This window comes from Pseudomonas sp. Irchel 3A5, assembly GCF_900187575.1.
Taxonomy (GTDB): Bacteria; Pseudomonadota; Gammaproteobacteria; order Pseudomonadales; family Pseudomonadaceae; genus Aquipseudomonas; species Aquipseudomonas folii.
This window is the reverse complement of the sequence record NZ_FYDU01000007.1, coordinates 153,593-178,237: the sequence shown is the minus strand read 5'-3', so window position 1 is coordinate 178,237 and position 24,645 is coordinate 153,593. Positions and strand designations below refer to the sequence as shown.

The window sequence follows — 24,645 nt, the reverse complement described above, 5'->3', positions numbered from 1 at the left end:
CATTTCTCCTGACTAACCAAAGAAGACCTCCTATGGGCACCTGGATTAGCAACCTTTCCCTGAAGTACAAGTTCTGGGCCGTCAACGCGGTGGCCTTTTTCACCACGTTGATGCTGGTCATCTACGCCCTGCAACTGGAACAACAGGCCCGTATCGATGACGCCCGGGAGTCAGCTCAGGCCCAGGCACTTCTGCTCGCTACCTGGCCTGCGCCCCAGCCACTGCCAAGCCAGTCCGGGGTGTTGGTGTTCACTGCCGGGCAAACGCCCGCATTTAATGGACGGCCTCTGTCTGAGTTGAGCGCTGCCAAGGAATGGGTCGAACTCAACCCACGACCGTTGACCGGCGAACGCGCGCTTATCGGTGCTCAGATCGTGTCACGACCTGACGGGCAGCGAATCGCAGTACTGGCGTTTGCCCCGAGCCTGATGCAAGTGCTGGAGCAGCGCTTCGCCAATTACGCCCTTGCCGTGCTCGTGTTGATGCTGGCCATGCTCGGCGCTTCGCAATTGCTGATCCGCTTCCTGCTGACTCAGCTCAACACCCTCAAAGACGTCATGCTGCACGTGGAAAAAAGCGGCGACCTGTCGGCCCGCGTGCCACTGACCGGCGAGGATGAAGTGGGCCAGATGGCCAAGGCATTCAACGCCATGCAGGCAGGCTATCAGCGAGTCGTCACCACGGTCTCGCAGACCGCTACGCGTCTGGATCAGGGCGCAATGCATCTGGCGGCAGGCATGAGCGATGTGCGTCAAGGCATGCTCGGTCAGCAAAGTGAGACTGATCAGGTCGCCACCGCCATCAATGAGATGTCCGCAACGGTTTTCCACATTGCCCAGCACGCCAGCACCACCCGGGATCAATCCCGAACCGCCGATACCTTGGCAGGTGGCGGCAAGGCTGTGGTTGACCGGGTTCAGACCTCGATCGCCGGTTTGTCGACTGGCGTTCAGCAAACTGCCGGGATGATTCAGCGCCTGGCCGAAGACAGTCAAAAGATCAACGGCGTGGTCAGCGTGATTCATAGCATCGCCGAGCAAACCAATCTGCTGGCCCTGAATGCGGCGATTGAAGCGGCACGGGCTGGAGAAATGGGCCGCGGCTTTGCGGTGGTTGCCGACGAAGTACGCAACCTGGCCAAACGCGTTCAGGTCTCCACCGATGAAATCACCACGATGGTTTCAGCGTTGCAATCCGGCACCCGGGATGCCGTCGATTTCATGCAGGACAGCTCGTTCAAGGCTGATGAGTGCGTGCAGCAGGCGCACGAAGCCGGTGAAGCACTGGCAGCCATTGCCGACGCAGTGGCGCAAATGCGCGAAAGCAACACCCAGATTGCAGTCGCCGCACAGCAACAGAGCCAGGTCGCCGAGGAAATGAACCGCGCCGTGGTCAGCATCCGCGACGTGACCGAACGCACCGTCAACCAGACCGTGGACTCGGCAAGCACCAGCGACGAACTCGCCACCCTGGCGGGTGAACTGAGCAAGGCGATTGGGCAGTTGAAGCTGTAGGTCCGGTTTCAAACATTGGCAGAATGTCGTGGGGTTGGCTTCAGCCAGGAAGCGGCCAGTTCAGACGACACATTTGTATCGTAAGAGATGCCGCCTTCCCGGCTAAAGCCGGTCCCACGGCAGTATGTTCTGTGCAGTGCTTGCCCACGATAAACAGCAACGCGTCTGTCTCTGGCGGCGGATCACCGCTTTCAGGACCTATCACACCGATAGTCAGGCTTGATTCGCCGCAACTGCGAGTTGGGCCTACTCTTCAGGCATTCACACAGTGTTTGTAGAGGAATACAGTCATGGCCAAGCGCATACTCAATCTCCATGCATGGCAGTCGGGTAACTACGCCGACAATCAACTTCAGCCCAGCAATCTGGTGCTGCACCTGATCGTCGTGCCGCTGTTCATTCTGGCTGCGCTGCTCATTCTGGACGGGGTGTTTTCCATGAGCTTCTCCTCACTCGCCATAGGCGTCATCGGCCTGATCGCCGCGTTGGGCATTCAGCGTCACGCTCATTCGCCAGCGATGTGACAGCGAGCTCACCCAAACACCGTCACCGTCTGCCGACTGATCGCAATCAACTCGCCCGCCGGCGACCAAAGCATCGCCGCAGTGTGACCGTAGCCATCGCGCGCATGCTCGATAACCGCCTTGTACGAACACCAATCATACGTGCTCAACGTCGGCATCGGCTGCACAAACTCGATGGTCCAGGTCAGTGAACTGCCCGGCGCGGGTTTACTCAGGTGTGGCAGCAGCGCCGGTGGCCAGGTGTCTACCAGCGCCAGCATGTGCGCTTCACTGGAGGGTCCTTCTTCGATGTCGCGAAACCTCACGTAACCGCCAATGGCCGGAGACGGCGTATTGCTGAACGGCATGCCGCCCAACGCCCAACGCAGCTCCATGAACTGCAAATACTCGGGCATCATGCCGCTGACAAAGGGCAGTTGCGGGCATTCTTCCAGCGGTTTGAGCGTAGGCGCCGGATCGGATTTCACCGAAATCACCGACTCGCGTGGCGCGCCGAAGCTGCCCTGAATCAGCGTCATAACCTGACCATTCTGCGTCGCGCGACCCAGCAACTGGCTGACCGCTTTGCCCTCGCGCAATACCTCTACTTCGAAAGCGATCGGAACGCCAGGCTCGGCCGGACCGACAAAGGTGATCGCCAGGGACCGCACTGGCCTCCCCTCAGCCACCTTGGCGCGCATCGCTTCATATTGCAGCGCCGCCATCAAACCACCAAAACTGGCGCGGCCTTGCGCCCATTCAGCCGGGATGGTCACGGCCAGCGGATTACGCCGCACCGCATCGATCAGCTCGGAAAACTTCATGTATACCCCGTAGTACCGATAATAAAAGACCCGCGCGGTGGCGAGTCAGCAGACAGGCGTTGATCTTAACCAGCCATCATGGATAGCGGATACGACATATCTGCCATATTTGCGGCCGGATCAACGCTGCCCAGTCGCTAAATCGCCGCACAGTCTCCGGCGAATAACTCACCTGTAGGAGCGCGCTTGCCCGCGATTCGGTCCGTCAGTCGATGAATATATTGCCTATGCCGACGCAATCGCGGGCAAGCGCGCTCCTACAGGTAACAAAGCATTCCAAATCAGACAGTTGAAATGTGTTTAACGGCAGCCAATACCTTAAAGCGATTTCAGCCAAAACAGGTCTTGCTCAAACGCTGCAGCGCAACATCGGCCTTCTTCTCTGCACGTACGATACCGGTTTGCCAAGCGGCGATGCAGGGTGCCAGGTCGCGTTCCTGTCCGGCCTGGGCCAGCCATTGCAGGTGATCGTGCCAGTCGCCCAGCGCACCTTGAGCGGACTTCAAACGCGACTGCATTTTCTTCGGTTGATGGCTCAATTCGGGATAAGCATCCGCGGCATAGCGCACGCGCTTGATCAGCAGGCGCAGACGGTGCCGGTCATGAGCAGGGTCGGCGATGGCTTCGCGGAGTTTTTTCCACTGTTTGTCCATGCCTTTCTCGATGGTCTTGCGCAGGCCGCGCAACAGTTGTTGCCGCTGTTGGACCCGCAGGAATCCTGGAAATTGATCCAGAGTGCTGAACAGGCGACCGAGTTCGGCAGAGGTCGCAACCTGCCCGTAAGCCTTGCTGACCTTATTGATACGCACGGCTGCAGCGTCGGTCAGGCCTTGTTCGGCCAAGTGTGCGGCCAGTACTTCCATGTCCCGGAGCGGCGTGGTCAGCTCCCCGACGGCCTTGGCTGCGGTTTCCAGTTGCTCGACACCCGACACCCCACGAAGAGGACGCAACAGGCTGCGCAGACGGCGGACCGTCGTGCGCAAGTCGTGCAAGGCCTCGGGGTCGGTGGACGCGGCAAGACGCGCCTGACAAGCCAGCAACTTGATATGCAGGCCCAGGACCTGTGCGACCAGATGGTCAACCATCGATGACATGAACTCATCCTTATCGTGAATCGTGGGTTTCTTTGACGGCTGACAAACGCCATGGCAAACGACGCCGCAATTGCTTCAAACGCCTGCGCAGTTCCGCCGGTGATGACGAGCTACCGGCGTAACGTTGCGCCTGGAACTCTCTGACAAACGCATCGATAGCTTCGGCGTGCCCCGGTAACGACAATGCCGCACGGCGTGAGAACTGTTCGGCCCCCTCCCCCGGCAAACGCCGCAGGCCATGACGCGCCAGCAATCTTTCGAACGCACCGAACAGGCGAAGTTGCGAATCACTTTCCCGCTGCCAGGGTTTGAATACCCACAGCGCAACCAAACCCAGAAATACGCCCAACCCAACGATGAACGCCGGAGCCTCCAGACCTGAAAAACAGCGATTCAGCACCCGCAACTGCTCCTGCCCCTGATAGCCAAGCACCCAGCGCTGCCAGCCGTAATTAAGGTTGTCCCAGCTCAGGCGCAACGAATTGATCCAAGGCACATGGCGATAGCGCAGCGCCGACATGGGTGAATCCGCGAGAAACGCCTCGTCCGCGGCCAACGCTTGCTCCAGTCCTTGTTCTATACGCTGCGGCGCAACCGCTGCGGTGGGGTCGACGCTGCGCCAGCCAACACCGGGCTGCCAGTATTCAACCCAGGCGTGAGCATCGAACTGGCGCACTGTCAGGTACTGGCCGTCCGGGTTCAGTTCGCCGCCCTGATAACCGGCCACCACCCGTGCAGGAATCCCCGCTGCACGCAACACGAAAGTCATGGCCCCAGCATAATGCGCGCAAAAGCCACGCCGGCTCTCAAACAGGAAGTCATCGATGCTGTCAGGTCCCAGCGTCGGTGGTTTGAGGGTGTAGTGATAAGGCTCGCGGGCAAAGTAATCGAGCATCGTCTGCACCAGCCCATCGGGCTGTGGATGACGGCGCAGCAGATCGCTGGCCCACTGCCGAGCCTGGGGATTGCCTTTGGCGGGTAACTGCAGGTCCTGTCGCTGGATGTTCTCGCTGAGTTGCGCCTCACGGGTTGCGTCCGGCCAGGAGGTGACGTTGTAGAGCAACGACTGCTCCACCGGCCGCCGTCGCTGCAAGCGGAAATCGTTCATCTGGCGCACATCGCCCAGATTGCTTTCGGCTACGTCCAGGCTCGACAACCAGGGTCGGCCGCTGGGTTCCATGACGATGCTGTAACTCAGCGAATCACCTCGTTTCTGCCACTGCGGCATCTGCACGGTTTGCGCGCGCAGCGACTGGGACCAGCGCCGACCGTCGAACTGTTCAAGGGTCAGGGAGCGCCAATACAGTTGATTACGCGCCGGAATCGGACCGTCAAAACTGGCACGAAACACCAACGCCGCAGACTTGCTCAGCTCGGCCATGTCCCCCGGTGCCATGCTGTCGGAAAGCCCCGTCTGGCCTTTATTGCTCGGCTGCGGCAATGACCAGAGCGGCTCCAGACGCGGGAAGAACAAGAACAGCAAAAGCATCAGCGGCACAGCTTGCGCCAACAATTTAATCGCCAACTTAAGGCTGCCGGGCTGACTGCTGGAATGACTGGATGACTGCAGGCCGATCAACGCCGCCAACAAGGTGCTGACCGGCAGCAAGGTAAACGCCGCCCACAGCAGGTTGTCCTCAAACAGGTAGCCAACCGTAATGCAAAAGAAGCCAAGAAAGATCAGTACCAATGCATCGCGCCGACTCTGCGTCTCGAGCATTTTCAGCACAAAGGCCGCCACTAATAGCGCGGCACCGGCCTCCAGACCGACCAGACTGCCACGGGCCAGATACACCCCGCCCGCCGTGCCCACCAGCAAACCGCCTTTTATCCATGCCCCCGGATGGCGAGCACGCATCCGGAATATCTGCACGCGCCACAGCATGCAGACCAGCCACAAAATGATGATGGTTCCAGGAATGTGCTGAATGAACGGCACGATGACCAGCGCTTGTGCCAATAGCAGCCAGAGCAGGCTGGCACGCGGAATCGGCAGGCTCAGGCCGGACGCGACGGCGGTCATTGCCGCACGCCGTACAACGCCAGAGCGCGCAGGCAGGTTTCCCGGTGCAGATTGCCGTTGTCCACTGCCGACAGATAACCCGGCAAGCGCAAGGCAAACGGTTGCTGACGCTGGGACAGAATCACCACCCAATAACACAGACGCGACAGCCGCTCTTCGATGTCACCGCCCAGGGCCATGAAGTCCAGGCACAAGTCCTGACCGCTCAGGTCGGTGAAGTCCTTGAGCAGCAGTCCTTGGCCTCTGGAATACGCCTTCCAGTGCAGGCGTCGCCGATTGTCACCGGGCTGATAAGTGCGCAAGCCCTGATAGTCATCCACGCCCGGTCCCTGAGTGGCCACCCCCTGATCTTCGGCATGGGGCTGAACGCCTTTAAGCAACGGCATTGCACCCGCCACTGGCCGCGGGTAAATCAACGCCGTCTGCTCCAGATCCAGCCAGCTCCAGGTGCGCAGAATGCTTAACGGAAAGACGCTTTCAACCCGTAGCCTTGGTGCCCGCAACCAGCCGCGATTGTGTGCAGGCAAGCTCAACTCGACCTCGACTCGTTCTTCGGAAGCGATATCGACTTGCTGCAATTGCTCCGCGTCCCAGCCCAGCGAGATCGCCTGATGGGCATGGTTATCACTTTCCAGGCGCAGGCTCAGTTGCACGGTCTCACCGACAAACACAGGCCGCGCCGGGCCCGCGCTAATCACCAGACCGCTCAGGTTTCTGTAGGTGTGCAAGATCCCCAGAATTGCCATCGACAGCAGCAGGAACGTCAGGCCATAAGCGAGGCTGTTCTGATAATTGATCGCCACCAGCAACATCAAAAACAGCACCAACGCGAAACTGCCACCGGTACGGGTGGGTAAGATGAAAATGCGCCGGTGGTCGAGTCTGACCCGCGATGCGGGGGGGATACGTCGCGCCAGCCAGCGCTGCCAGAACGGTTTGAACTGTTCGATCAAAGCGCCGGCACCTCACGCAGCAACCACTGGACCAAGGCCCCGCCGCCATGCCCGGTGGGATCAGTCCGCTCGCGAAGACGATGGCCAACCACCGAGGGCAAAATCGCCTGCACGTCTTCGGGGATCACATATTCGCGTCCGGCCAGCAAAGCCCAGGCCCGTGCTGCGCTGAGGATCGCCAGACTCGCCCGTGGCGACAATCCATAAGCGAACTGCGGCTGGGCGCGGGTTGCGTCCACCAGCCGCAAAACGTAATCCACCAGCGCATCGCTGACCCGCACTTGCCGGGCCTGCGCCTGTAAAGCCCCTAGTTCGGCGTGATTCAAAAGCGGCTGTAGACGGGGCAATAAATCCCGACGTGATTCGCCCAACAGCAAGGCTTTCTCCGCCGAGCGTGCCGGATATCCCAGTGAAAGACGCATCAGAAAGCGATCCAGTTGTGATTCAGGCAAAGCAAACGTGCCGCCCTGGCTGAAAGGGTTCTGGGTGGCGATCACAAAGAATGGATCCGGCAGCAAACGGGTCGCGCCTTCAATAGTGACCTGCCCCTCTTCCATGGCTTCAAGCAAAGCGCTCTGGCTTTTGGGCGTGGCGCGATTGATCTCGTCAGCCAGCACCAGCTCAGCGAAGATCGGGCCGGGATGGAAGGTAAACTGCCCCGTTTCCCGATCAAACACCGACGTGCCGAGAATATCCCCCGGTAACAGATCCGAAGTGAACTGGATTCGCTGGAAGCTCAGGCCCAGCACCTTGGCCAAGGTATGGCTGAGCGTGGTTTTGCCCATGCCGGGCAAATCTTCGATCAACAAATGGCCGCCACCGAGCAGGCAGGTCATTGCCAGCCGGACTTGCGACTCCTTGCCTAACACCACCTCGTTGATGGCATTGAGGCACTCATCGAGTTTTCTGCCCATCGAAAACACTCTCCAGGCGACTGCCTATGGCTAAAAACGGGACTGCTGTGCAGTCACAATAAAGTTAGCGTAGGTGTTTTCGCCAGAGAGAAGAGGAAATTGGTACGGGAGGGATGGGAATGTTGACTGAAAAACAATTGTGGGGGCGGTGCTTGTGCGCGATAAACGATAACGCGGTATGCCTTCTGGCTGCGTCTCATGTATCGCGGGCAAGCACCGCTCCCACAGCGCCCAGCTCTACTTACCTGCCAGCGCGGGATTCGCGGATATAGAAGCGGGCTTTTTCGGCTTTCTCGGTGCAACCTTCGAAGGCTTCAAATTGTTGCTGGGTTTTGGCGCCAGTCAGCAAGGACAAGGCTTTGGAGTAGCTGACCGTACCGGCGAAGCCTTCAGCCTTGGCCAGATCGAGTTCCTTCCAGGCCGAATCGAGTTGCGTCCCGCAACTTTCGCGATAACCGGTTTTACCCGCGCAACCAGTGAGAACCAGAGCAAACAAGGGCAGGACAATCCAGGCTTTCATCGGTGTTACCTCAAGAAGAACGATCAATGGTGCAGCTTTGACGGCGGCGCTTGCTGAAAGTGCCAATACCGCGGTCGCAAGCGTAACTGTTTTTTACTGAAATAGAGCCTTCACAACGCCTAAATGAGCGATAAAAATAACCCGATTCAAGCGTATGGTGGATCAATCTGACTCGGGGAGCCTTTCATGAAAAAACGTATAGCACTGGTGCTGGGTTCTGGAGGCGCTCGGGGTTATGCGCATATCGGTGTCATTGAGGAACTGGAGCGCCGCGGCTATGAGATAGCCTGCATTGCGGGTTGCTCCATGGGGGCGGTAGTTGGCGGTGTGTATGCGGCAGGTAAGCTCAGACAATACCGGGAATGGATCGAAAGCCTGGACTATCTGGATGTGTTGCGACTGGTAGACGTCAGTTTCCGCCTTGGGGCGATTCGGGGCGAGAAGGTGTTCGGTCAGATCCGCGAAATCGTCGGTGAAGTCAACATTGAAGACCTGCGCATTCCCTACACCGCAGTGGCGACTGACCTGACCCATCAGCAGGAAATCTGGTTTCAGGAAGGCTGCCTGCATCAGGCCATGCGCGCCTCGGCGGCCATTCCCAGTCTGTTCACGCCGGTGATGCAGGGTAATCGCATGCTGGTGGATGGTGGCCTGCTCAATCCCCTGCCCATCGTTCCGGTGGTTTCCAGCCATTGCGACCTGATCGTCGCGGTCAATCTCAACTCGACCACCCAAGGGCATTATCAATTGCCGGTGATCGAGCGCCCGCCTGCGGTGAAACGGCGCTTCGATCACATGATCAGTTCACTGGGTTCGCGCCTGCCGTTCCGTCGCAAGCTGGACGCCGCTGGCAACGAAGTGTTGCACCTGCCGCAGAACAGCCTCAAGGCCAGCGCGGCGGCGATCGACAATCCGTGGCTGGAATCTGCCGATCCGCAAGGTCAGCAACCCGCTGCAGCCCCTCAAGGCGAGAGCGCGCCAAAGTCCGCCACAGGATCAGTGATCATCGATAATGTCGGCCCGGCGTCGCTGCTGGACCTGATCAACCAGAGTTTTGAGGTGATGCAGACGTCTCTGGCGCAGTACAAGATCGCCGGGTATCCGCCGGATATCCTGATCAATGTGCCGAAACGCGTGTGCCGGTTTTTCGAGTTTTATAAGGCACCGGAACTCATCGCCCTGGGCCGGGAGATCGCCAGCGATACACTTGATCGGTATGAGGCGGAGCATCGAGGCAATAGCTGAAATGTAAATTTTTTGGCTTGGCGCACCGTCAATACTCAGGATCGTCATATTCGTTGGAGCGAGGCTTGCCCGCGAAAGCGTCGGGTCAGTCAATGCATGTGCTAGCTGAAAGGACGCATTCGCGGGCAAGCCTCGCTCCAACAGATATATATTCCAATTACAAAAAGTATTCAGGCCTCCCGTAGCCTGTATCCCACGCCCGCTTCGGTCACGATAAACCTTGGTGCGGTGGGGTCATCTGCCAGCTTCTGGCGCAAGTGACCGACCACAATTCGCAGGTAGTGGCTGTCTTCGGTATGGGTCGGGCCCCAGATGTCCTTGAGCAATTGCTGTTGTGTAATGACCCGCCCCGGATGCCGCGCCAGTTGAGCCAGTACCGCGTACTCCTTGCGGGTCAAGGCCACTTCAACCCCATCCAGCAGCACCCGGCGGTATGCCAGGTCAATGGTCAAAGGACCGAACACCAGTGCCGCGCCTTGTTGTTCGCCCGTCGGGGCCTGACGCAACAAGGCGCGAATACGAGCCAGGAACTCCTGAATACCAAACGGTTTGGTCACGTAGTCGTTGGCGCCGCCATCCAGTGCCTCAACCTTCTGGGTTTCGCTGGCCCGCACTGATAGCACCAACACCGGCACGCTGGACCACTCGCGAAAATCCCGTAGCACCTGCTGACCGTCCATGTCCGGCAAGCCCAGGTCCAGCACCAACAGATCGGGTTTGCTCAGCGCGGCCTGAGTCAGGCCATCGGCCCCCGTTCCTGCTTCCAGCACTTTGTAGCCCTGGGACGCGAGGCTGATGCGCAGAAACTTGCGAATCTGCGGCTCATCATCGATCACCAGAATGGTTGCGGTCTGACTCATGATCACCCTGATTCTTTAACGTAAAGCGGACTCAAGACAGCAATTCCGCTTCGCTTTCGCCTTGAGGCTGAGCCTGAAGGGGCAAATATAGAGTGATAGACGTGCCCTGACCATCAATGCCCTGCCCGACGCTGATCCGCCCGCCGTGGGCACCCACCATGCCCTGACAGATGGCCAGCCCCAACCCTGTGCCCTGCCCGCCGCGATCGCCCCGCGCGGCGGTATAAAACATGTCGAAAATCTTGGCCCGCTCTTCTTCAGGAATGCCCGGCCCTTCATCACTGACCGCAAAGAACAGTTCGCCATCGATAGCCCCGGCCTCCAGTTCCAGACGCCCATTCACGGGCGAAAACCGTGCAGCGTTTTCCAGCACGTTGACCAGTGCCTGCTCGATCAACGCCGCGTGTACATACAGCAGCGGCAACTCGGCAGGCAGCAAGGTCTGGACCTGCAGCGGCGCCATTACTGCACGCAGTCGATTCAGCGCACTGCCGACGATGTCCCCCGGCGAAACCCAGTCCCGAGCCAGCTTCAACGCGCCGTGACCAAGGCGGGTCATGTCCAGTAGGTTCTGAATGTAGCGATCCAGACGCTCGGCCTCGTCCCGAGTGCCTTCGAGCAACTCCCGACGATCTTCAAGAGGGATGGCTTCGCCCAGTGCCAACAGGCTGTCGATGCTGCCACGCATGGCCGTCAGCGGTGTGCGCAGATCATGGGACACCGACGCCAGTAACGCACTGCGTAACTGCTCGGTTTCCCCGTGCAAACGCGCCGCCTCAAGGTCATCCGCCAGTTGCGCCCGAGCCAGCGCCTGAGCCAGCGGTTGGCTCAGCGCAATCAACAGCCGACGCCGCTGCGCAGTGAAATCCTGCCCCGCACGCGCACTGACACCCAGCAACGCCAGCGGCCCGTCTTCGCCGGACAACGGGCACCACCACCAGCGACTGGACGGCAAGGTGCCAGTGCCATGCCCGGCAGGTTGATCATGTTTCCACGCCCAGTCCGCAGCGGCGCGCTCCGGCTCGGACAATTGCGCGATGCCGCTTTGCACTTTCCAGCCGTTGGGGCCATCCCGGTCGATCAGGCAAATATCAAGCTCTTGCCAGCCACTCAGATGCTGCCCGGCAGCGCTGATCACTGCTTGCCGATCAGTCGCGGCGGTCAGTTTTCGCGACAGGTCGAGCAGTTCGCTGGTTTCTTCCTGTGTTTCGCGCAAGGCTTGCATTTGGCGACGCTGACGGGCCGCGAGGTTGCCGGTCAACGCCGACATCAACAGGAAAAACAGCAAGGTCAGCACGTCTTCTTCGCGCTGGATACTCAGGGAAAAGCTCGGTGTGATGAACAAAAAGTCGTAAGCCAGAAACGACAGAATCGAAGACGCCAGGGCCGGTCCCGTGCTGGTCCGCACGGCCACCAGCAGCACCGCAGCCAGAAACACCAGCGAGATGTTCGGCAAGTCCAGCACGCTGGACACGGCCCAGGCGAAGGCGCTGGCCAATACCGTGGCGATCACCGCCAATGAATAGTCCTGCCAACTGGCGGGACGAGAAGAACGCACCCGTGGTTGATCCGGTAACGGCTCGCTGTCCAGCACACTGATTTCCAGCCCGTGGGCTTCGCGTAACAGACGTTCAGCCACCCCTCCCCCCAACCAGCGACGGCGCAGTCGCGGCTGTGACTGGCCGACCAGCAAGACACTGGCGCGACGTTCACCCGCATGCTGGATCAAGGTCCTCGCCACTTCACCGGCCCGCAACAGCACCACTTCACCGCCCAGCCGCTCGGCCAGTTGCTGGGCACTCTGCAGGCGAGCACGATTTTGCTCATCGAACGGCCGGCCATTGTCGACATGCACCAGGCTCCATGGCAGATGCCGCCGCTGAGCGACACGGCTGGCGTGGCGCACCAGACGATCGGCGTGCGCATCGCCATCGACGGCGACCAACAGGCGACCACGAACGGCCGGTGCCGCCTGCCCCATCTGGCGATATCCCTGAGCCAGATCGTCATCGACCTGAGCCGCAGCGGTCTGCATCGCCAGCTCACGCAAGGCGGTCAGGTTGGTCTGGGTGAAGAAAGCATCGATGGCCGCACGCGCTTGCTCAGGCACGTACACCTTGCCGTCACGCAGACGTTCCAGCAGTTCACGCGGCGGCAGGTCGATCAGCACCAGTTCATAGGCTTCCTGCAACACCCAGTCCGGCAAGGTCTCCCGAACCTGCACGCCCGTAATGCCGCGGACCTGATCGTTGAGGCTTTCCAGATGCTGGACGTTGACCGTGGTGTAAACGTCAATGCCAGCGGCCAGCAGTTCCTGAATGTCCTGCCAGCGTTTGGCATGACGACTGCCGGGCGCGTTGCTGTGCGCCAGTTCGTCGACCAGCACCAGTTTCGGCTTGAGCCTGAGCAGACCGTCGAGGTCCATTTCCTCCAGCGTCACGCCGCGATATTCCGAGCGAACCAATGGCTGCTGCGGCAAGCCGCTCAGCAGCGCTTCGGTCTCGGCCCGACCGTGGGTTTCGACGACGCCAGCGATAAGCGCCACGCCCTGGCGCAACTGAGTGTGAGCGGCCTGCAACATGGCGTAGGTCTTGCCCACACCCGGCGCGGCGCCGAGAAATACCTTGAGTCGACCGCGCCCGTCTCCGGGCATCTGGGCTAGTAACGCATCGGCACGGCCGGAATCACTCATATTGCTCACTCAAAGCTGTGCTTGTTGTTGCGCAGACGTTAACTCATTCAGGCTGCGATTCAAGTTCAAAACGTTGACCACCGGCGGACCGATCAAGGGCCGCAAAGTATTGGCCTCGATCAACCCCTGGACTTTCTCGACGGAAAGCTTGCGCGCCTTGGCCACTCTGACGGTCTGGTATGCAACGGCCTCGGGTGAAAGGTGCGGATCAAGACCGCTGCCGGAAGTTGTCAGCAGCGCCAACGGCACCGGGCCCTGACCTGGCACAACTTCTTTCGTGGCGTCTTCGCTGATCCGCGTAGCGAGTGCCGGGTTGCTTGGGGAAAGGTTGCTGGCACCACTGGCGACCGTGGCAAAAGCACCTGCGGAAGGCCTCGAGTGGAACCACTCGTCTCCGGTGAAGGACTGGGCGATCAACTGCGAGCCGCGGACCTTGCCGTCGGCGTCGTGGATCAAGCTGCCGTTGGCCTGATCCGGGAAAGCGACCTGAGCAACGCCGGTGACGACCAGCGGATAAGCGACGCCTGTGATTAGGGTCATCAATACCAGGAGGCTCAGGGCGGGACGGATGATGGTGGACATGGTGAGAATCCTCATAAATCGAATTTGAAATGCAAACTCTTGTGGGAGCAGAGCTTGCTCGCGAGCGGGTTCACAAATAATCGCGGGCAAGCCCAGCTCCCACAGGTCAGTTTTCCTTCAGTTAAACCAACCCCAAGCCAACCAGAATCAGGTCAATCAACTTGATCCCCACGAAAGGCACGACAATCCCGCCCAGCCCGTAAATCAGCAGGTTACGACGCAGCAACTGCGCAGCATTGGCCGCCTGGACACGTACACCGCGCAGGGCCAGGGGGATCAGCACAACGATGATCAAGGCGTTGAAAACGATGGCCGAAAGGATCGCGCTCTGGGGGCTGGCCAGTTGCATGATGTTCAGCACGCCCAGTTGCGGATAGATCGCCGCGAATAGCGCGGGCAATATCGCGAAGTACTTGGCAATGTCGTTGGCGATGGAAAAGGTCGTCAGCGCGCCACGGGTTACCAGCAATTCCTTGCCGATCTGTACTACGTCCAGCAGCTTGGTCGGGTCGCTGTCGAGGTCGACCATGTTGGCCGCTTCCCGTGCAGCCTGGGTGCCGTCATTCATTGCCATGCCGACGTCGGCTTGAGCCAGCGCCGGAGCGTCGTTGGCACCGTCACCACACATCGCCACCAGACGGCCGTCGTTCTGTTCGGCACGAATACGCTCAAGCTTCTTCTCTGGGGTGGCTTCGGCCAGCACATCATCGACCCCGGCTTCAGCGGCAATCGCCGCAGCGGTCAGCGGGTTATCACCGGTCACCATCACGGTGCGAATGCCCAGCTTGCGCAGTTCGGCAAACCGTTCACGAATGCCTGGCTTGACCACGTCCTTGAGGTGAATCGCACCGATCAACTTCTTGTCGACACACACCAGCAAAGGCGTGCCACCAGTCTTGGCAATGCCGTCGATTTCCCGGGCCAGTGATGCAGGCAAATCACTGCGCTGCATGTCGACAAAAGCCAACAGCGAATCCACTGCGCCTTTGCGATACACCCGGTTCTGATAGTCAACGCCCGACAACCGGGTTTCAGCGCTGAATGGCACACCGGTGACGTCGGCAGGTTTTGGCTCGACCATCGGATGCAGGTTACGCAGGTATTCGACGATGGATTTACCTTCCGCCGTGTCGTCGGCCAGTGAGGCCAGCAGCGCGGATTCGCTGAGCTCTTTCGGGGTCACCCCCGGCGCGGCATAGAGTGCGCTGCAACGGCGGTTGCCGAAGGTAATGGTCCCGGTCTTGTCCAGCAGCAGTACGTGTACATCACCCGCCGCTTCCACGGCGCGCCCGGATTTGGCGATCACATTGAGGCGCACCAGGCGGTCCATCCCGGCAATACCGATGGCCGAAAGCAGGCCGCCAATAGTCGTCGGAATCAACGTCACCAGCAGCGCCACGAGAAACACCAGGGGCAAGCTCCCGCCCGCAAAGTGGGCGAATGGTTGCAGGGTTACCACCACCAACAGGAAGATCAGCGTCAGGCCGATCAACAGGATATCCAGCGCCACTTCGTTGGGGGTTTTCTGCCGCTTGGCGCCTTCCACCAGAGCGATCATCCGGTCCAGCGTGGACTCACCGGGGTTACTGCTGATGCGCACCAGCAACCAGTCCGAGACCAGCCGGGTATTGCCGGTCACCGCCGAGCGATCACCACCCGATTCACGAATCACTGGCGCGGATTCACCGGTAATCGCCGCCTCGTTGACCGCAGCAATACCTTCGATGACCTCGCCGTCGCCGGGAATCATCTCACCGGCCTCGACCCGCACCACATCGCCTTTACGCAGGACGGTGGCGTTGACCACACTGAAACGGCCCGACTCATCACGACGGCGCGCCTTCAGGCCTTCGCTGCCTGCTTTGAGGCTATCGGCGCGTGCCTTGCCGCGCCCCTCCGCCAGGGCTTCAGCAAAGTTGGCGAACAACACGGTGAACCACAACCAAAGGGCGATCTGCACCGCAACGCCAGTGGAAACAGCCGGATCGGGGATCAGGCATAGCACCGTGGTGAGGATCGCAGTCAGTTCCACCACCAGCATGACCGGCGAGCGCGCCAACTGACGAGGATCAAGTTTGACGAACGCCTGAATCAATGCCGGACGCCACAAGGCGGCGAAACCGGTTTTTACCGTCTCAGTGGAAGGCTGCGCTTGCACTGGTTTTGGTTCGGACGGCTCGGGTTTAGCGATATGCATATTCATGGTCGGCTCCTCAGAAACCCAGACTCAAATGTTCGGCAATCGGCCCTAGAGCCAGGGTCGGCAGGAATGTCAGGCCGCCGACAATCAGGATCGTCATGGTCAGCAAGGTGACGAACAGCGGGCCGTGGGTCGGGAAGCTGTTCAGGCCCAGCGGCGCGCTCTTCTTCATCGCCAGACTGCCAGCCAGCGCCAGTACCGGCAGGATGTAGCCGAAGCGACCGATGAACATCGCGAGACTGAGCATCAAGTTATGGAATACGGTGTTGGCGCTGAAACCACCGAACGCCGAGCCGTTATTGGCCGTCGCCGAGGTGTAGGCGTACAGCAACTGGCTGAAACCGTGCGGTCCGGGATTGCTTACCGACGCTATCGAGCCAGGCAAAGTCGCGGCGATGGCACCCAGCACCAATACGCCGACGGGCATTACCAGCAACGTCGCGACCAGCAGCTTGACCTCATGGGCCTGCAGCTTTTTACCGAGGTATTCGGGGGTACGGCCGATCATCAATCCGGCCAGAAACACTGCGATCAGGACGTTCAGCAGCATGCCGTTCAGGCCCACGCCGACACCACCGAAGATCACTTCGCCGACCATCATATTGGCCAGCGCGACCATGCCGCTCAGCGGGTTGAGGCTGTCATGCATGCCATTCACCGAGCCGTTGGACGCCGCCGTAGTCGCCGTGGCCCACAATACGGTGCCGGTTGTGCCGAAGCGGCTTTCCTTGCCTTCCAGCGGAGCGGTCTGCTCAACGTTAGCGACATTCAACGTCGGATTGGGCTGATATTCGGCCCACATCGACACGGTCCCGCCAATGATCAGCAAGGTCAACATGCAGGCCATGATTGCCCGGCTCTGACGCATGTCTTTAACGTAATGGCCGAAGGTGAACACCAGCGCTGCCGGAATCAGCAGAATCGACGCTAACTGAAACAGATTGCTCCACGCGGTCGGATTCTCGAACGGGTGCGCCGAGTTGACACCGAAGAAGCCGCCCCCGTTAGTACCCAGTTGCTTGATCGCGATCTGACTGGCAGCCGGGCCCATGGGCAGACTTTGATCCGCACCTTGCAGGGTCAGCGCATCAATGTAGTGAGCGAAGCTTTGTGGCACGCCCTGCCAGACCAGCAACAACGCCAACACGATGCACAATGGCAGCAAGCCGTAGAGTGTGACGCGGGTCATGTCGGTCCAGAAGTTGCCGAGATTCTGCGTCGAGCGACGGCTGATACCACGGCAGAACGCCAACAGCACGGCGATACCGGTCGCGGCGCTGACGAAGTTCTGCACGGTCAGGCCAGCCATCTGGCTCAGGTAACTCAACGACGCTTCGCCGCTGTAGGCCTGCCAGTTGGTGTTGGTGACGAAGCTCATGGCGGTGTTGAACGCAAGTGACCATTCCATGCCCGGCAATTGTTGCGGGTTAAGCGGCAGAGCGCCCTGCCCCAGGAGCATCGCGAACAGCAGGACGAAACCGGCAAGGTTGAAGGCCAGCAAGGCCCAGAGATAGGTTTTCCAGTTCTGCTCGACAGCCGGATCAACACCCGACAGGCGATAGCAGAGGTTTTCAACCGGTCGCAAAACCGGCGTCAGCCAGGTGCGCTCGCCTTCCACCACTCGATAGTAGAAACGCCCCAACAAGGGCGCGGGGAGCAGCACCAGTGCGAGGAAGGCCAGAATCAATAGATAGTCATAACTGTGCATGGCGGCTCCACTCCTAGTTCTGGCCAGCGCGTAACAGCGCAACCAGCAAGTAGATGAACAACCCTGCGGCCAACAACAGTGATACCCCGTCTACAGCGCTCATCGAATTACTCCGTCTCTACGGCGATTGCCGCGTGTGGGGTAATTGTCGTGAGAGTGGGTGTAAAGGAACGAGAGCGAGGGGTGGGGAGCGGCGTAAAGATGGCGTAAAGATGGCGGTTTTTGTGTGTATATCCGTTGTCGGGTAACGGATATGTACACATAAATCACTAAGTACAGATACCCGTTTGACCACCCCGCAATTGCCGACATCCCCACATCCCCCAACCATCTGCACCCACTCAAAAAAACACATCCAGATACATCTTTTAAATTTGTAATGAGAATTAACACTGGGAGTATTTGATTCTCATCCGTCCTAGTAATATGCAGCAGTCCCAATGGCAACAGCCATAACTGCTTTTTATCGACACCGTACGCCCGAACAATCATCGGGCTGCTCTACACCGTGAATCGAGACCGTTACTCCATGTCCAAGAAGTCCCGTTCAAAAATCTGGTTTCTCGTCCACAGCTGGCTGGCTCTGCCCATCTGGTTCTTCGTCCTGATCGTGTGTTTCACCGGGACGCTGGCCGTGGTGAGCAAAGAGATCATGTGGCTGGTCAACCCGGAAATGCGCGCCAATCCGCCGTCCGGCGATGCCCCGCGCCTGAGCTTTGAAGCAGTCAAGGCGACCATAGAGCGTAATGACCCGCAGATAAAAGTCGGCAGGATCTCGGAACCCGATGGTGACTACTTCGCCTTGAACGTTCGCGCCACTTATCCAGGTGGCCGCTCCGTTGTCGCCTATGCCAACCCGTACACCGGGGTGCTTCAGGGTGTTGCGCCGTCCTTCGACTTCCCCGCCTTCACCCGTGCCCTGCATGGCTGGTGGCTGGTGCCGTTCACCAACGGCTTCTCCTGGGGCTGGTACATGGTGTCGCTGTTGAGTATTCCGCTGCTGGCCTCATTGGTGACCGGGCTGGTGGTCTACAAGAAATTCTGGAAAGGCTTTTTCAAACCTACGCTGCGCATCAGCCAGGGCGCACGGATTTTCTGGGGTGACTTCCACCGCCTCAGCGGAATCTGGTCGATCTGGTTCATCGCTGTCATTTCCATCACCGGCATGTGGTTCCTGATCCAGGCCATCCTGTTCGATAACCAGATCAGTATTTCCAGCCAGTCGCCCATCGCCTCGGTCATTCCCCACGCCAGTGTGCCGCTGACGGCAGACGGTAGCCCGGCGCCGATGATCAGCCTCGATAAGGCCGTCGAGATTACCCGCGAGAAGATTCCCGGCCTGGAGCCCAGCTCCATCAGCATGCCGCTCAACGCCTACAGCAATATCAGTGTGTCGGGCCGCAGCTGGTACCCATTGATGTTCCAGACTGCGGAGATCAACCCCTACAACGGTGAAATCGCCACCTCACATCTGCTATCGGATCGCTCGACCCTGGAGTTCGTCACCGAATCCATGCGTCCTCTGCACACCGGAGACTTCGGCGGGATCTGGATCAAGCTGATCTGGACCTTCTTCGCCCTGATCCTGAGCATGATGGTCCTCAGCGGCCTGCTGATCTGGACCAAACGTACTGCTCAGGCAACCGTCAACGCGCTCAAGCGCAGTGAAAAGCTCGAACGCGCCAGCGCCAGACAGCAGACGCTTGCGCCCATGGTCAGCAAGATTCCGGAGAACACCCTGTGAGCAAGGCCGCCGTCGCAACACAACCGTCGCCCCTGGGCCGTTTCTGGCACAAATGGCGTTTTCATATAAACATCCTGCTGGTGCTTATCCCCTTGGGGTTCATGCCCAAATACTTCACCGAAATGGCACTGTTCCGTGGTGACAGCGGCCTTGGCCAGCGCGAGATCGGCGAGGTTCAGGTCGGGCCGTGGAGTATCCGCATGGCGGAGTTCTTTGATGAGGCACCACGCTTGGAAGGTGCTTCCGGCTACACCAAAACATTTAACGCCGCGCTCTGCGCCGAATGTGCGAACACGGTCAAGGCGACCTACCTGCGCATCGGCAAGCCGCGCAGCCTGCGTGCCGCCGGGGTGATTTTCTTTGGCTCCCCCTATCGCATGAGCGCCTTTATGCAGATTCCTGAACGCACCGAACCCGACGCCGATCTGTGGATCACCATGGAAGGCTGGGACGGTTCGATGCATCAGGCGTCCATTCCGTTATCACAGGCCTCTCCCGCGACCGTAGCCTGGCTGAAAAAACAAGGAGTCAAACGATGATCGGCAGACCTTATCTGCGCTGGCTGGGTGTCAAAGCGCTGCCCTTGATAGCAACGGGGATGATCGGCCTGGGGCTGAGCAGCACTGCGCTGGCGCACAACCCGATGTGCGAGTGCAAACAGATCGATAACGAACAGATTCGCTGCACCGGCGGCTTTTCCGATGGCAGCGGTGCGCCGGGCGTGACCCTCGACGTGATCGGCTACGACGAAACCATTCTGGTGCCCGGCAAGCTGGGTGAAGACTCGACAGTGACCTTCAAAAAACCGGCCTCTGAGTTCTATGTCCTGTTCGACGCAGGTCCTGGTCACGTGGTCGAAATTGACCAGGCGGATATCGAAGCCCCATGAGTAGCCCGACCCATCAAGTCGTCCGTCCGGCGGGTGCCGGTCACGAAACGCTTTACGTATTGGCGTTGTGTCTGATCATTCTTCTGGTTGCCGGAACAGTCATCGGCTGGCACGGGGAACGCCAGGACGTGCAAAACGTAGCTGCCCATGAACTGGATGCCCGTCGCGACCTGACGGCGTCCGAACAAGGCATTTACGCCGACCTGCGCGTCACCCTGGACGAAATCCGCCTGCTGGCACCCGAGCAAGCCACTCCGGTAACGCCGCAACAACTCAGCGATGAAGGTCTCGCCCCGTTTGTCGAGGACGCCAGTTCGGTGAGCCGTGGCGGACATGCCTGGCAAATGGTCGACAAGTCCTACGTTGGGCTGAGTCAGAACCCCGCCGTTGCAGGATCGTTTCTGTTGCGTATCGGAACAGCCGATGACGCCCAGGCCGACATCTGGATCAATCGCAGTCCTTCGCTCAGCAATGGCATCACCGATGTCAGCGACAAGGCCCTGATTGCTTCGGGCTGGAAGCAAGTCGTCGCCCAGTTTGATGCAGGCGTGACCCGCCAGCACAAACACTGATCCCCACGCACTTATTTGAAAGAAGACTTCTTGCCCATGCCTATTTCTCTGAAACGCCGCCCGCTGCTGCGCGTTGTGCTGGTCGGCCTGCTGGCCACCCTCCTCTCGCCACTGGCTCATTCCGACGCCAAGCGCTTGCGGATTGGTATTACCCTTCATCCTTATTACAGCTATGTCGCCAACATCGTAGGTGACAAGGCCGAAGTCGTGCCGCTGATTCCGGCCGGCTTCAACCCTCACGCTTACGAACCACGTGCCGACGATATCAAGCGCATCGGCTCGCTGGACGTGGTGGTGCTCAACGGCGTGGGTCACGACGATTTCGCCGACCGCATGATCGCTGCCAGCGAGAAACCGGATATCCCGGTGATCGAGGCCAACGCCGACGTGCCGTTGCTGGCCGCAACCGGTGTGGCTGCGCGGGGCGCGGGCAAAGTGGTCAACCCGCACACTTTCCTGTCGATCAGTGCGTCCATCGCGCAGGTCAACAACATCGCCCGCGAGCTGGGCAAGCTTGATCCCGACAACGCCAAAACCTACACCGCCAATGCACGCGCCTACGGCAAACGTCTGCGTCAGATGCGCGCTGATGCACTGGCCAAGCTGACCAAGGCTCCCAATGCCGATCTGCGTGTGGCCACCGTACATGCCGCTTATGACTACTTGTTGCGTGAATTTGGCCTGGAAGTGACAGCCGTGGTCGAGCCTGCGCACGGCATAGAACCAAGCCCTAGTCAGTTGAAGAAAACCATCGATCAATTGCGCGAGCTGGACGTGAAAGTGATTTTCTCGGAGATGGACTTCCCCTCGACCTACGTCGAAACCATCCAGCGCGAGTCGGGTGTGAAGCTCTATCCGCTGTCGCACATTTCCTACGGTGAGTACACCGCCGACAAGTATGAGAAGGAAATGGCGGGCAATCTGGATACCGTTGTGCGCGCCATTCAGGAGTCCGGAGCATGACCGCTGCTGAAAAAATCACGATTACCGGCAACGGACCGGGCGTGGAATTCGCGGATGTCAGCCTGACCCTGGGCCGCACGGTGATTCTCGATCGCGTCAGTTTCAAGGTCAGCCCGGGCAGCATTCATGCACTGGTGGGCCCGAACGGTGGCGGCAAAAGCTCGCTGATCAAAACCATGCTCGGCCAGATGCCCCATCAGGGTCAGTTGAGCCTGCAATGGCCCGGCTCGCCCGGACTCATCGGCTATGTGCCACAAGCGCTGGAATTCGACCGTGGTCTGCCGATCACCGTCGACGATTTCATGGCCGCCATGTGTCAACGTCGCCCGGCGTTTCTCGGCCTGTCAAAACATTACGCAGCGGCCATCGGTGAGGCGCTGGAGCGGGTCGGCATGCAGGACAAACGCAAGCGGCGCATGGGCGCGTTGTCCGGTGGCGAACGCCAGCGCGTACTGCTGGCTCAGGGCCTGATCCCGGCGCCGCAACTGCTGGTGCTCGACGAACCGATGTCGGCACTGGATGAGGCCGGCATTCAAGTGTTCGAACGTCTGCTGGGTGACTGGCGCAAGGCAGGTATCACCGTGCTCTGGATTGAGCACGACCTGGAGGCGGTGAAACGACTGGCCGATAACGTCACCGGCCTGAATCGCCGGGTGCTGTTCGACGAAACGGCGGCCACCGCACTGACACCGGACCGCCTGCTGACTTTGTTCTCCGCCCATCCTCGCGCCGCTGCCACATCAAAAGGGAGCGTTGTGTGATGGACTACGAGCAGTTTCGTCTTTTCATTCAAGGGCTGGCGTCGTCCGGCTATCTCCCGGAAGCCCTGGCCTACGGCTTCGTGGTCAACGCGTTGCTGGCGGGGCTGCTGATCGGCCCGGTCCTCGGCGGTCTGGGCACGCTGGTGGTGGTCAAGCGCTTCGCGTTTTTCTCCGAAGCAGTGGGCCATGCCGCGCTGACCGGTGTTGCCATCGGCATCCTGCTCGGCGAGCCCTACACCAGCCCGTACGGCGCACTGTTTGGCTACTGCCTGTTGTTCGGCATCGTCCTCAACTACCTGCGCAATCGCACCGGCCTGGCACCGGATACGCTGATCGGCGTGTTCCTCTCGGTATCGCTGGCCTTCGGCGCCAGCCTGCTGCTGATTCTGGCAGGCAAGATCAACATCCATATTCTGGAGAACGTGCTGTTCGGCTCGGTGCTGACGGTCAACGGCGGCGATTTGTTGGTCCTCGCCGTGGTCGGTTCACTGGTCATGGGCCTGAGCCTGCCGCTTTACAACCGGATCATGCTGGCCAGCTTCAACCCGCAACTCGCTGCCGTGCGGGGCGTTGCGGTGAAAACGCTGGATTACCTGTTCGTGATTCTGGTGACGCTGATTACCGTCGCCGCAGTGAAAGTCATCGGCGCAATCCTGGTGGGCGCACTGCTGGTGATCCCGGCTGCAGCTGCCCGACTGCTCAGCCAGTCGCTGAAAGGCTTCTTCTGGGTATCAGTGGCCATCGCCACCGTCAGCACCTTGTGCGGCATTCTGTTGCCGATTGTTTTCGACCTGCCTGTACCGTCCGGCGCGGCGATCATTCTGGTCGCCGGCATGGCCTTCGCTCTGGCTGCCATCGCTCGCGGCACGGTACCAAGCCTCAAAGGGAATATTGGATAAATGTTGCGTAAATTGACCCTGGCACTGGCCCTCTCCGGCTTGCTTGCCGCCACGACTCACGCCGCGCCCACTGCGCCAGAGAATCAGAAACCTGTACGGGTTCTGGCCAGCCTGCCGATCACCTTCGGCCTCGGGCAGATCCTGCTCAAGGACACCGGTGTAGTGCTGGAACGCGCCGCCGCAGCTAACCTGCCCGGTTCACGCCAGACGGCGTACTTCACCGGTCGCGGTGTCGAAGCGCTGCGTAAATTGTCAACGGATGCTGATGCGGTGATCGGTCTGCGTTCCATCTGGGCTGACGATCCGTTGTATCCCAATGCTCGGCGCAGCAATATCCGCATTGTCGAAATCGACGCTGCACGCCCTGTAGACGGCAGCTTGCCGGGTATTGCCGTCCAGCCGGGCCAGGGCGTGGATGGCCTGAACAGTCAACCGTGGCTTTCCAGCAATAATATGGGCCGCATGGCCGACGTCATGGCTGCCGATCTGGTGAGGCTGGCGCCCGCCGCAAAACCGCGTATCGAGGCCAACCTGTCGGCCCTGAAACAGCAATTGCTGAAACTGACTGCCGACAGCGAAGCGAGCCTGGCCAGCGCTGATAACCTCAGCGTGGTCAGCCTCTCCGACCATCTGAGCTATTTGATCAGCGGCTTGAATCTGGAACTGGCGGGAACACAAATACTGCCCGACGATCAATGGACGCCCGAAGCACTGCAAAAATTGACCGAGACCCTCAAGGACAACGACGTTGCATTGGTCCTGGATCATCGCCAGCCGCCGGAGCCGGTGAAGGCTGCCATCAGCGCGGCAGGTAGCAAGTTGTTGGTCCTGACTCTGGACGGTGAAGACCCACTGGCCGAGTTGCAGGGGAATATCGGGCAGGTGACGCAGGCGCTGGCCGGGAAAAAATAACGGTTCGATGTATCTGCAATCTTGAGGGATTGAAGTACGTCTTATGTAGGAGCTGCCGAAGGCTGCGATGTATTTATCCTGACTTACCGCGATCGCAACCTTCGGCAGCTCCTACAGATCCAGTGCTTGCCAAACGAACGCAACCTCCACACTCAAACGTTTCCAGCCGCCCCAAAGCCGGGCATCACGCACCGGTCGGTGCCACCTTCGGTGACAGGCACGCCGCAGCCCACCAACACAAATCATCTACAGTCCAACAAAACCGGGAACATA

The 24,645-nt window shown here is 59.7% G+C and carries 22 protein-coding genes and 1 pseudogene; 11 read left to right on the top strand and 12 right to left on the bottom strand.

Annotation, left to right across the window (positions count from 1 at the left end; genetic code table 11):
• Window positions 1-32: 32 nt before the first annotated feature.
• Window positions 33-1,514, top strand: a complete 1,482-nt coding sequence (locus CKW31_RS13485) for a methyl-accepting chemotaxis protein (RefSeq protein ID WP_095095589.1) — start codon at window positions 33-35, stop codon at window positions 1,512-1,514.
• 290 nt (window positions 1,515-1,804) lie between these two features.
• Window positions 1,805-2,026, top strand: a pseudogene (locus CKW31_RS13480) (terminase); the annotation flags it as partial.
• 20 nt (window positions 2,027-2,046) lie between these two features.
• Here the strand turns inward: CKW31_RS13480 and CKW31_RS13475 are convergent.
• The 6 genes from CKW31_RS13475 to CKW31_RS13450 form a co-directional block, all read right to left on the bottom strand.
• Complete coding sequence (locus CKW31_RS13475) at window positions 2,047-2,841, bottom strand: acyl-CoA thioesterase II (RefSeq protein WP_095095586.1); 795 nt, start codon at window positions 2,839-2,841, stop codon at window positions 2,047-2,049.
• Window positions 2,842-3,170: 329 nt separating this feature from the next.
• The gene (locus CKW31_RS13470) at window positions 3,171-3,935 is read right to left on the bottom strand and encodes a CHAD domain-containing protein (RefSeq protein ID WP_095095582.1); all 765 of its coding nucleotides are present in this window, start codon (window positions 3,933-3,935) and stop codon (window positions 3,171-3,173) included.
• A gap of 10 nt (window positions 3,936-3,945) precedes the next feature.
• Window positions 3,946-5,958: a DUF3488 and transglutaminase-like domain-containing protein gene (locus tag CKW31_RS13465; RefSeq protein WP_095095579.1), complete on the bottom strand. Its 2,013-nt coding sequence runs from the start codon at window positions 5,956-5,958 to the stop codon at window positions 3,946-3,948.
• Entirely contained in the window at window positions 5,955-6,911 is a 957-nt protein-coding gene (locus CKW31_RS13460) for a DUF58 domain-containing protein (protein ID WP_095095576.1), read from the bottom strand. The genes CKW31_RS13465 and CKW31_RS13460 overlap by 4 nt, the downstream gene beginning before the upstream one ends.
• On the bottom strand, window positions 6,908-7,825 hold the full coding sequence (locus CKW31_RS13455) for a MoxR family ATPase (protein ID WP_095095574.1): 918 nt from the start codon (window positions 7,823-7,825) through the stop codon (window positions 6,908-6,910). The genes CKW31_RS13460 and CKW31_RS13455 overlap by 4 nt, the downstream gene beginning before the upstream one ends.
• A gap of 241 nt (window positions 7,826-8,066) precedes the next feature.
• Window positions 8,067-8,345 (bottom strand): hypothetical protein, encoded by a 279-nt coding sequence (locus tag CKW31_RS13450; RefSeq protein WP_027901763.1) that lies wholly within the window; start codon window positions 8,343-8,345, stop codon window positions 8,067-8,069.
• A 186-nt stretch (window positions 8,346-8,531) separates the two neighbouring features.
• On the opposite strand from CKW31_RS13450, the gene CKW31_RS13445 reads away from it, so the two are divergent.
• Entirely contained in the window at window positions 8,532-9,590 is a 1,059-nt protein-coding gene (locus CKW31_RS13445) for a patatin-like phospholipase family protein (protein ID WP_095095572.1), read from the top strand.
• A 170-nt stretch (window positions 9,591-9,760) separates the two neighbouring features.
• Here CKW31_RS13445 and CKW31_RS13440 read toward each other — a convergent pair whose 3' ends face one another.
• The 6 genes from CKW31_RS13440 to kdpF form a co-directional block, all read right to left on the bottom strand.
• A complete protein-coding gene (locus tag CKW31_RS13440; protein ID WP_095095571.1) occupies window positions 9,761-10,450 on the bottom strand; it encodes a response regulator in 690 nt (229 codons plus the stop codon).
• Between the two features lie 31 nt (window positions 10,451-10,481).
• Window positions 10,482-13,142 carry a sensor histidine kinase KdpD gene (locus tag CKW31_RS13435; RefSeq protein ID WP_095096067.1) on the bottom strand — a complete coding sequence of 887 codons (2,661 nt, stop codon included), beginning with the start codon at window positions 13,140-13,142 and terminating at the stop codon, window positions 10,482-10,484.
• 9 nt (window positions 13,143-13,151) lie between these two features.
• Window positions 13,152-13,724: a potassium-transporting ATPase subunit KdpC gene (kdpC, locus tag CKW31_RS13430; protein ID WP_095095568.1), complete on the bottom strand. Its 573-nt coding sequence runs from the start codon at window positions 13,722-13,724 to the stop codon at window positions 13,152-13,154.
• Window positions 13,725-13,845: 121 nt separating this feature from the next.
• Complete coding sequence (gene kdpB / locus CKW31_RS13425) at window positions 13,846-15,927, bottom strand: potassium-transporting ATPase subunit KdpB (RefSeq protein WP_095095565.1); 2,082 nt, start codon at window positions 15,925-15,927, stop codon at window positions 13,846-13,848.
• Window positions 15,928-15,937: 10 nt separating this feature from the next.
• A complete protein-coding gene (kdpA, locus tag CKW31_RS13420) occupies window positions 15,938-17,632 on the bottom strand; it encodes a potassium-transporting ATPase subunit KdpA (RefSeq protein WP_095095562.1) in 1,695 nt (564 codons plus the stop codon).
• Window positions 17,633-17,645: 13 nt separating this feature from the next.
• A complete protein-coding gene (kdpF, locus tag CKW31_RS13415) occupies window positions 17,646-17,735 on the bottom strand; it encodes a K(+)-transporting ATPase subunit F (protein WP_080237935.1) in 90 nt (29 codons plus the stop codon).
• Between the two features lie 426 nt (window positions 17,736-18,161).
• Here kdpF and CKW31_RS13410 point away from each other — a divergent pair, with 426 nt between their 5' ends.
• From CKW31_RS13410 to CKW31_RS13375, 8 genes are read left to right on the top strand one after another with little or no spacing between them, the layout of a single operon-like run.
• Window positions 18,162-19,376 (top strand): PepSY domain-containing protein, encoded by a 1,215-nt coding sequence (locus CKW31_RS13410; protein ID WP_095095559.1) that lies wholly within the window; start codon window positions 18,162-18,164, stop codon window positions 19,374-19,376.
• Window positions 19,373-19,915, top strand: a complete 543-nt coding sequence (locus CKW31_RS13405) for a thiamine pyrophosphate-binding protein (protein ID WP_095095556.1) — start codon at window positions 19,373-19,375, stop codon at window positions 19,913-19,915. Before CKW31_RS13410 ends, CKW31_RS13405 begins: the two co-directional genes overlap by 4 nt.
• Window positions 19,912-20,265: a hypothetical protein gene (locus CKW31_RS13400; protein ID WP_371856738.1), complete on the top strand. Its 354-nt coding sequence runs from the start codon at window positions 19,912-19,914 to the stop codon at window positions 20,263-20,265. The genes CKW31_RS13405 and CKW31_RS13400 overlap by 4 nt, the downstream gene beginning before the upstream one ends.
• Entirely contained in the window at window positions 20,262-20,837 is a 576-nt protein-coding gene (locus tag CKW31_RS13395; RefSeq protein ID WP_095095553.1) for a DUF6162 family protein, read from the top strand. Before CKW31_RS13400 ends, CKW31_RS13395 begins: the two co-directional genes overlap by 4 nt.
• A gap of 36 nt (window positions 20,838-20,873) precedes the next feature.
• Window positions 20,874-21,800: a metal ABC transporter substrate-binding protein gene (locus CKW31_RS13390; RefSeq protein WP_095095550.1), complete on the top strand. Its 927-nt coding sequence runs from the start codon at window positions 20,874-20,876 to the stop codon at window positions 21,798-21,800.
• Window positions 21,797-22,561 carry a metal ABC transporter ATP-binding protein gene (locus CKW31_RS13385; protein ID WP_095095546.1) on the top strand — a complete coding sequence of 255 codons (765 nt, stop codon included), beginning with the start codon at window positions 21,797-21,799 and terminating at the stop codon, window positions 22,559-22,561. The genes CKW31_RS13390 and CKW31_RS13385 overlap by 4 nt, the downstream gene beginning before the upstream one ends.
• Window positions 22,561-23,460 carry a metal ABC transporter permease gene (locus CKW31_RS13380; protein WP_095095543.1) on the top strand — a complete coding sequence of 300 codons (900 nt, stop codon included), beginning with the start codon at window positions 22,561-22,563 and terminating at the stop codon, window positions 23,458-23,460. Before CKW31_RS13385 ends, CKW31_RS13380 begins: the two co-directional genes overlap by 1 nt.
• Window positions 23,461-24,372 carry a metal ABC transporter solute-binding protein, Zn/Mn family gene (locus tag CKW31_RS13375; RefSeq protein ID WP_095095540.1) on the top strand — a complete coding sequence of 304 codons (912 nt, stop codon included), beginning with the start codon at window positions 23,461-23,463 and terminating at the stop codon, window positions 24,370-24,372.
• The last annotated feature ends 273 nt before the right edge of the window (window positions 24,373-24,645 follow it).

Coding starts and splice junctions, on each gene's coding strand:
- CKW31_RS13485 (WP_095095589.1), top strand. CDS start 33: ATGGGCACCTGGATTAGCAACCTTTCCCTGAAGTACAAGTTCTGGGCC.
- CKW31_RS13475 (WP_095095586.1), bottom strand. CDS start 2,841: ATGAAGTTTTCCGAGCTGATCGATGCGGTGCGGCGTAATCCGCTGGCC.
- CKW31_RS13470 (WP_095095582.1), bottom strand. CDS start 3,935: ATGTCATCGATGGTTGACCATCTGGTCGCACAGGTCCTGGGCCTGCAT.
- CKW31_RS13465 (WP_095095579.1), bottom strand. CDS start 5,958: ATGACCGCCGTCGCGTCCGGCCTGAGCCTGCCGATTCCGCGTGCCAGC.
- CKW31_RS13455 (WP_095095574.1), bottom strand. CDS start 7,825: ATGGGCAGAAAACTCGATGAGTGCCTCAATGCCATCAACGAGGTGGTG.
- CKW31_RS13450 (WP_027901763.1), bottom strand. CDS start 8,345: ATGAAAGCCTGGATTGTCCTGCCCTTGTTTGCTCTGGTTCTCACTGGT.
- CKW31_RS13445 (WP_095095572.1), top strand. CDS start 8,532: ATGAAAAAACGTATAGCACTGGTGCTGGGTTCTGGAGGCGCTCGGGGT.
- CKW31_RS13440 (WP_095095571.1), bottom strand. CDS start 10,450: ATGAGTCAGACCGCAACCATTCTGGTGATCGATGATGAGCCGCAGATT.
- CKW31_RS13435 (WP_095096067.1), bottom strand. CDS start 13,142: ATGAGTGATTCCGGCCGTGCCGATGCGTTACTAGCCCAGATGCCCGGA.
- kdpC (WP_095095568.1), bottom strand. CDS start 13,724: ATGTCCACCATCATCCGTCCCGCCCTGAGCCTCCTGGTATTGATGACC.
- kdpB (WP_095095565.1), bottom strand. CDS start 15,927: ATGAATATGCATATCGCTAAACCCGAGCCGTCCGAACCAAAACCAGTG.
- kdpA (WP_095095562.1), bottom strand. CDS start 17,632: ATGCACAGTTATGACTATCTATTGATTCTGGCCTTCCTCGCACTGGTG.
- kdpF (WP_080237935.1), bottom strand. CDS start 17,735: ATGAGCGCTGTAGACGGGGTATCACTGTTGTTGGCCGCAGGGTTGTTC.
- CKW31_RS13410 (WP_095095559.1), top strand. CDS start 18,162: ATGTCCAAGAAGTCCCGTTCAAAAATCTGGTTTCTCGTCCACAGCTGG.
- CKW31_RS13400 (WP_371856738.1), top strand. CDS start 19,912: ATGATCGGCAGACCTTATCTGCGCTGGCTGGGTGTCAAAGCGCTGCCC.
- CKW31_RS13395 (WP_095095553.1), top strand. CDS start 20,262: ATGAGTAGCCCGACCCATCAAGTCGTCCGTCCGGCGGGTGCCGGTCAC.
- CKW31_RS13390 (WP_095095550.1), top strand. CDS start 20,874: ATGCCTATTTCTCTGAAACGCCGCCCGCTGCTGCGCGTTGTGCTGGTC.
- CKW31_RS13385 (WP_095095546.1), top strand. CDS start 21,797: ATGACCGCTGCTGAAAAAATCACGATTACCGGCAACGGACCGGGCGTG.
- CKW31_RS13380 (WP_095095543.1), top strand. CDS start 22,561: ATGGACTACGAGCAGTTTCGTCTTTTCATTCAAGGGCTGGCGTCGTCC.
- CKW31_RS13375 (WP_095095540.1), top strand. CDS start 23,461: ATGTTGCGTAAATTGACCCTGGCACTGGCCCTCTCCGGCTTGCTTGCC.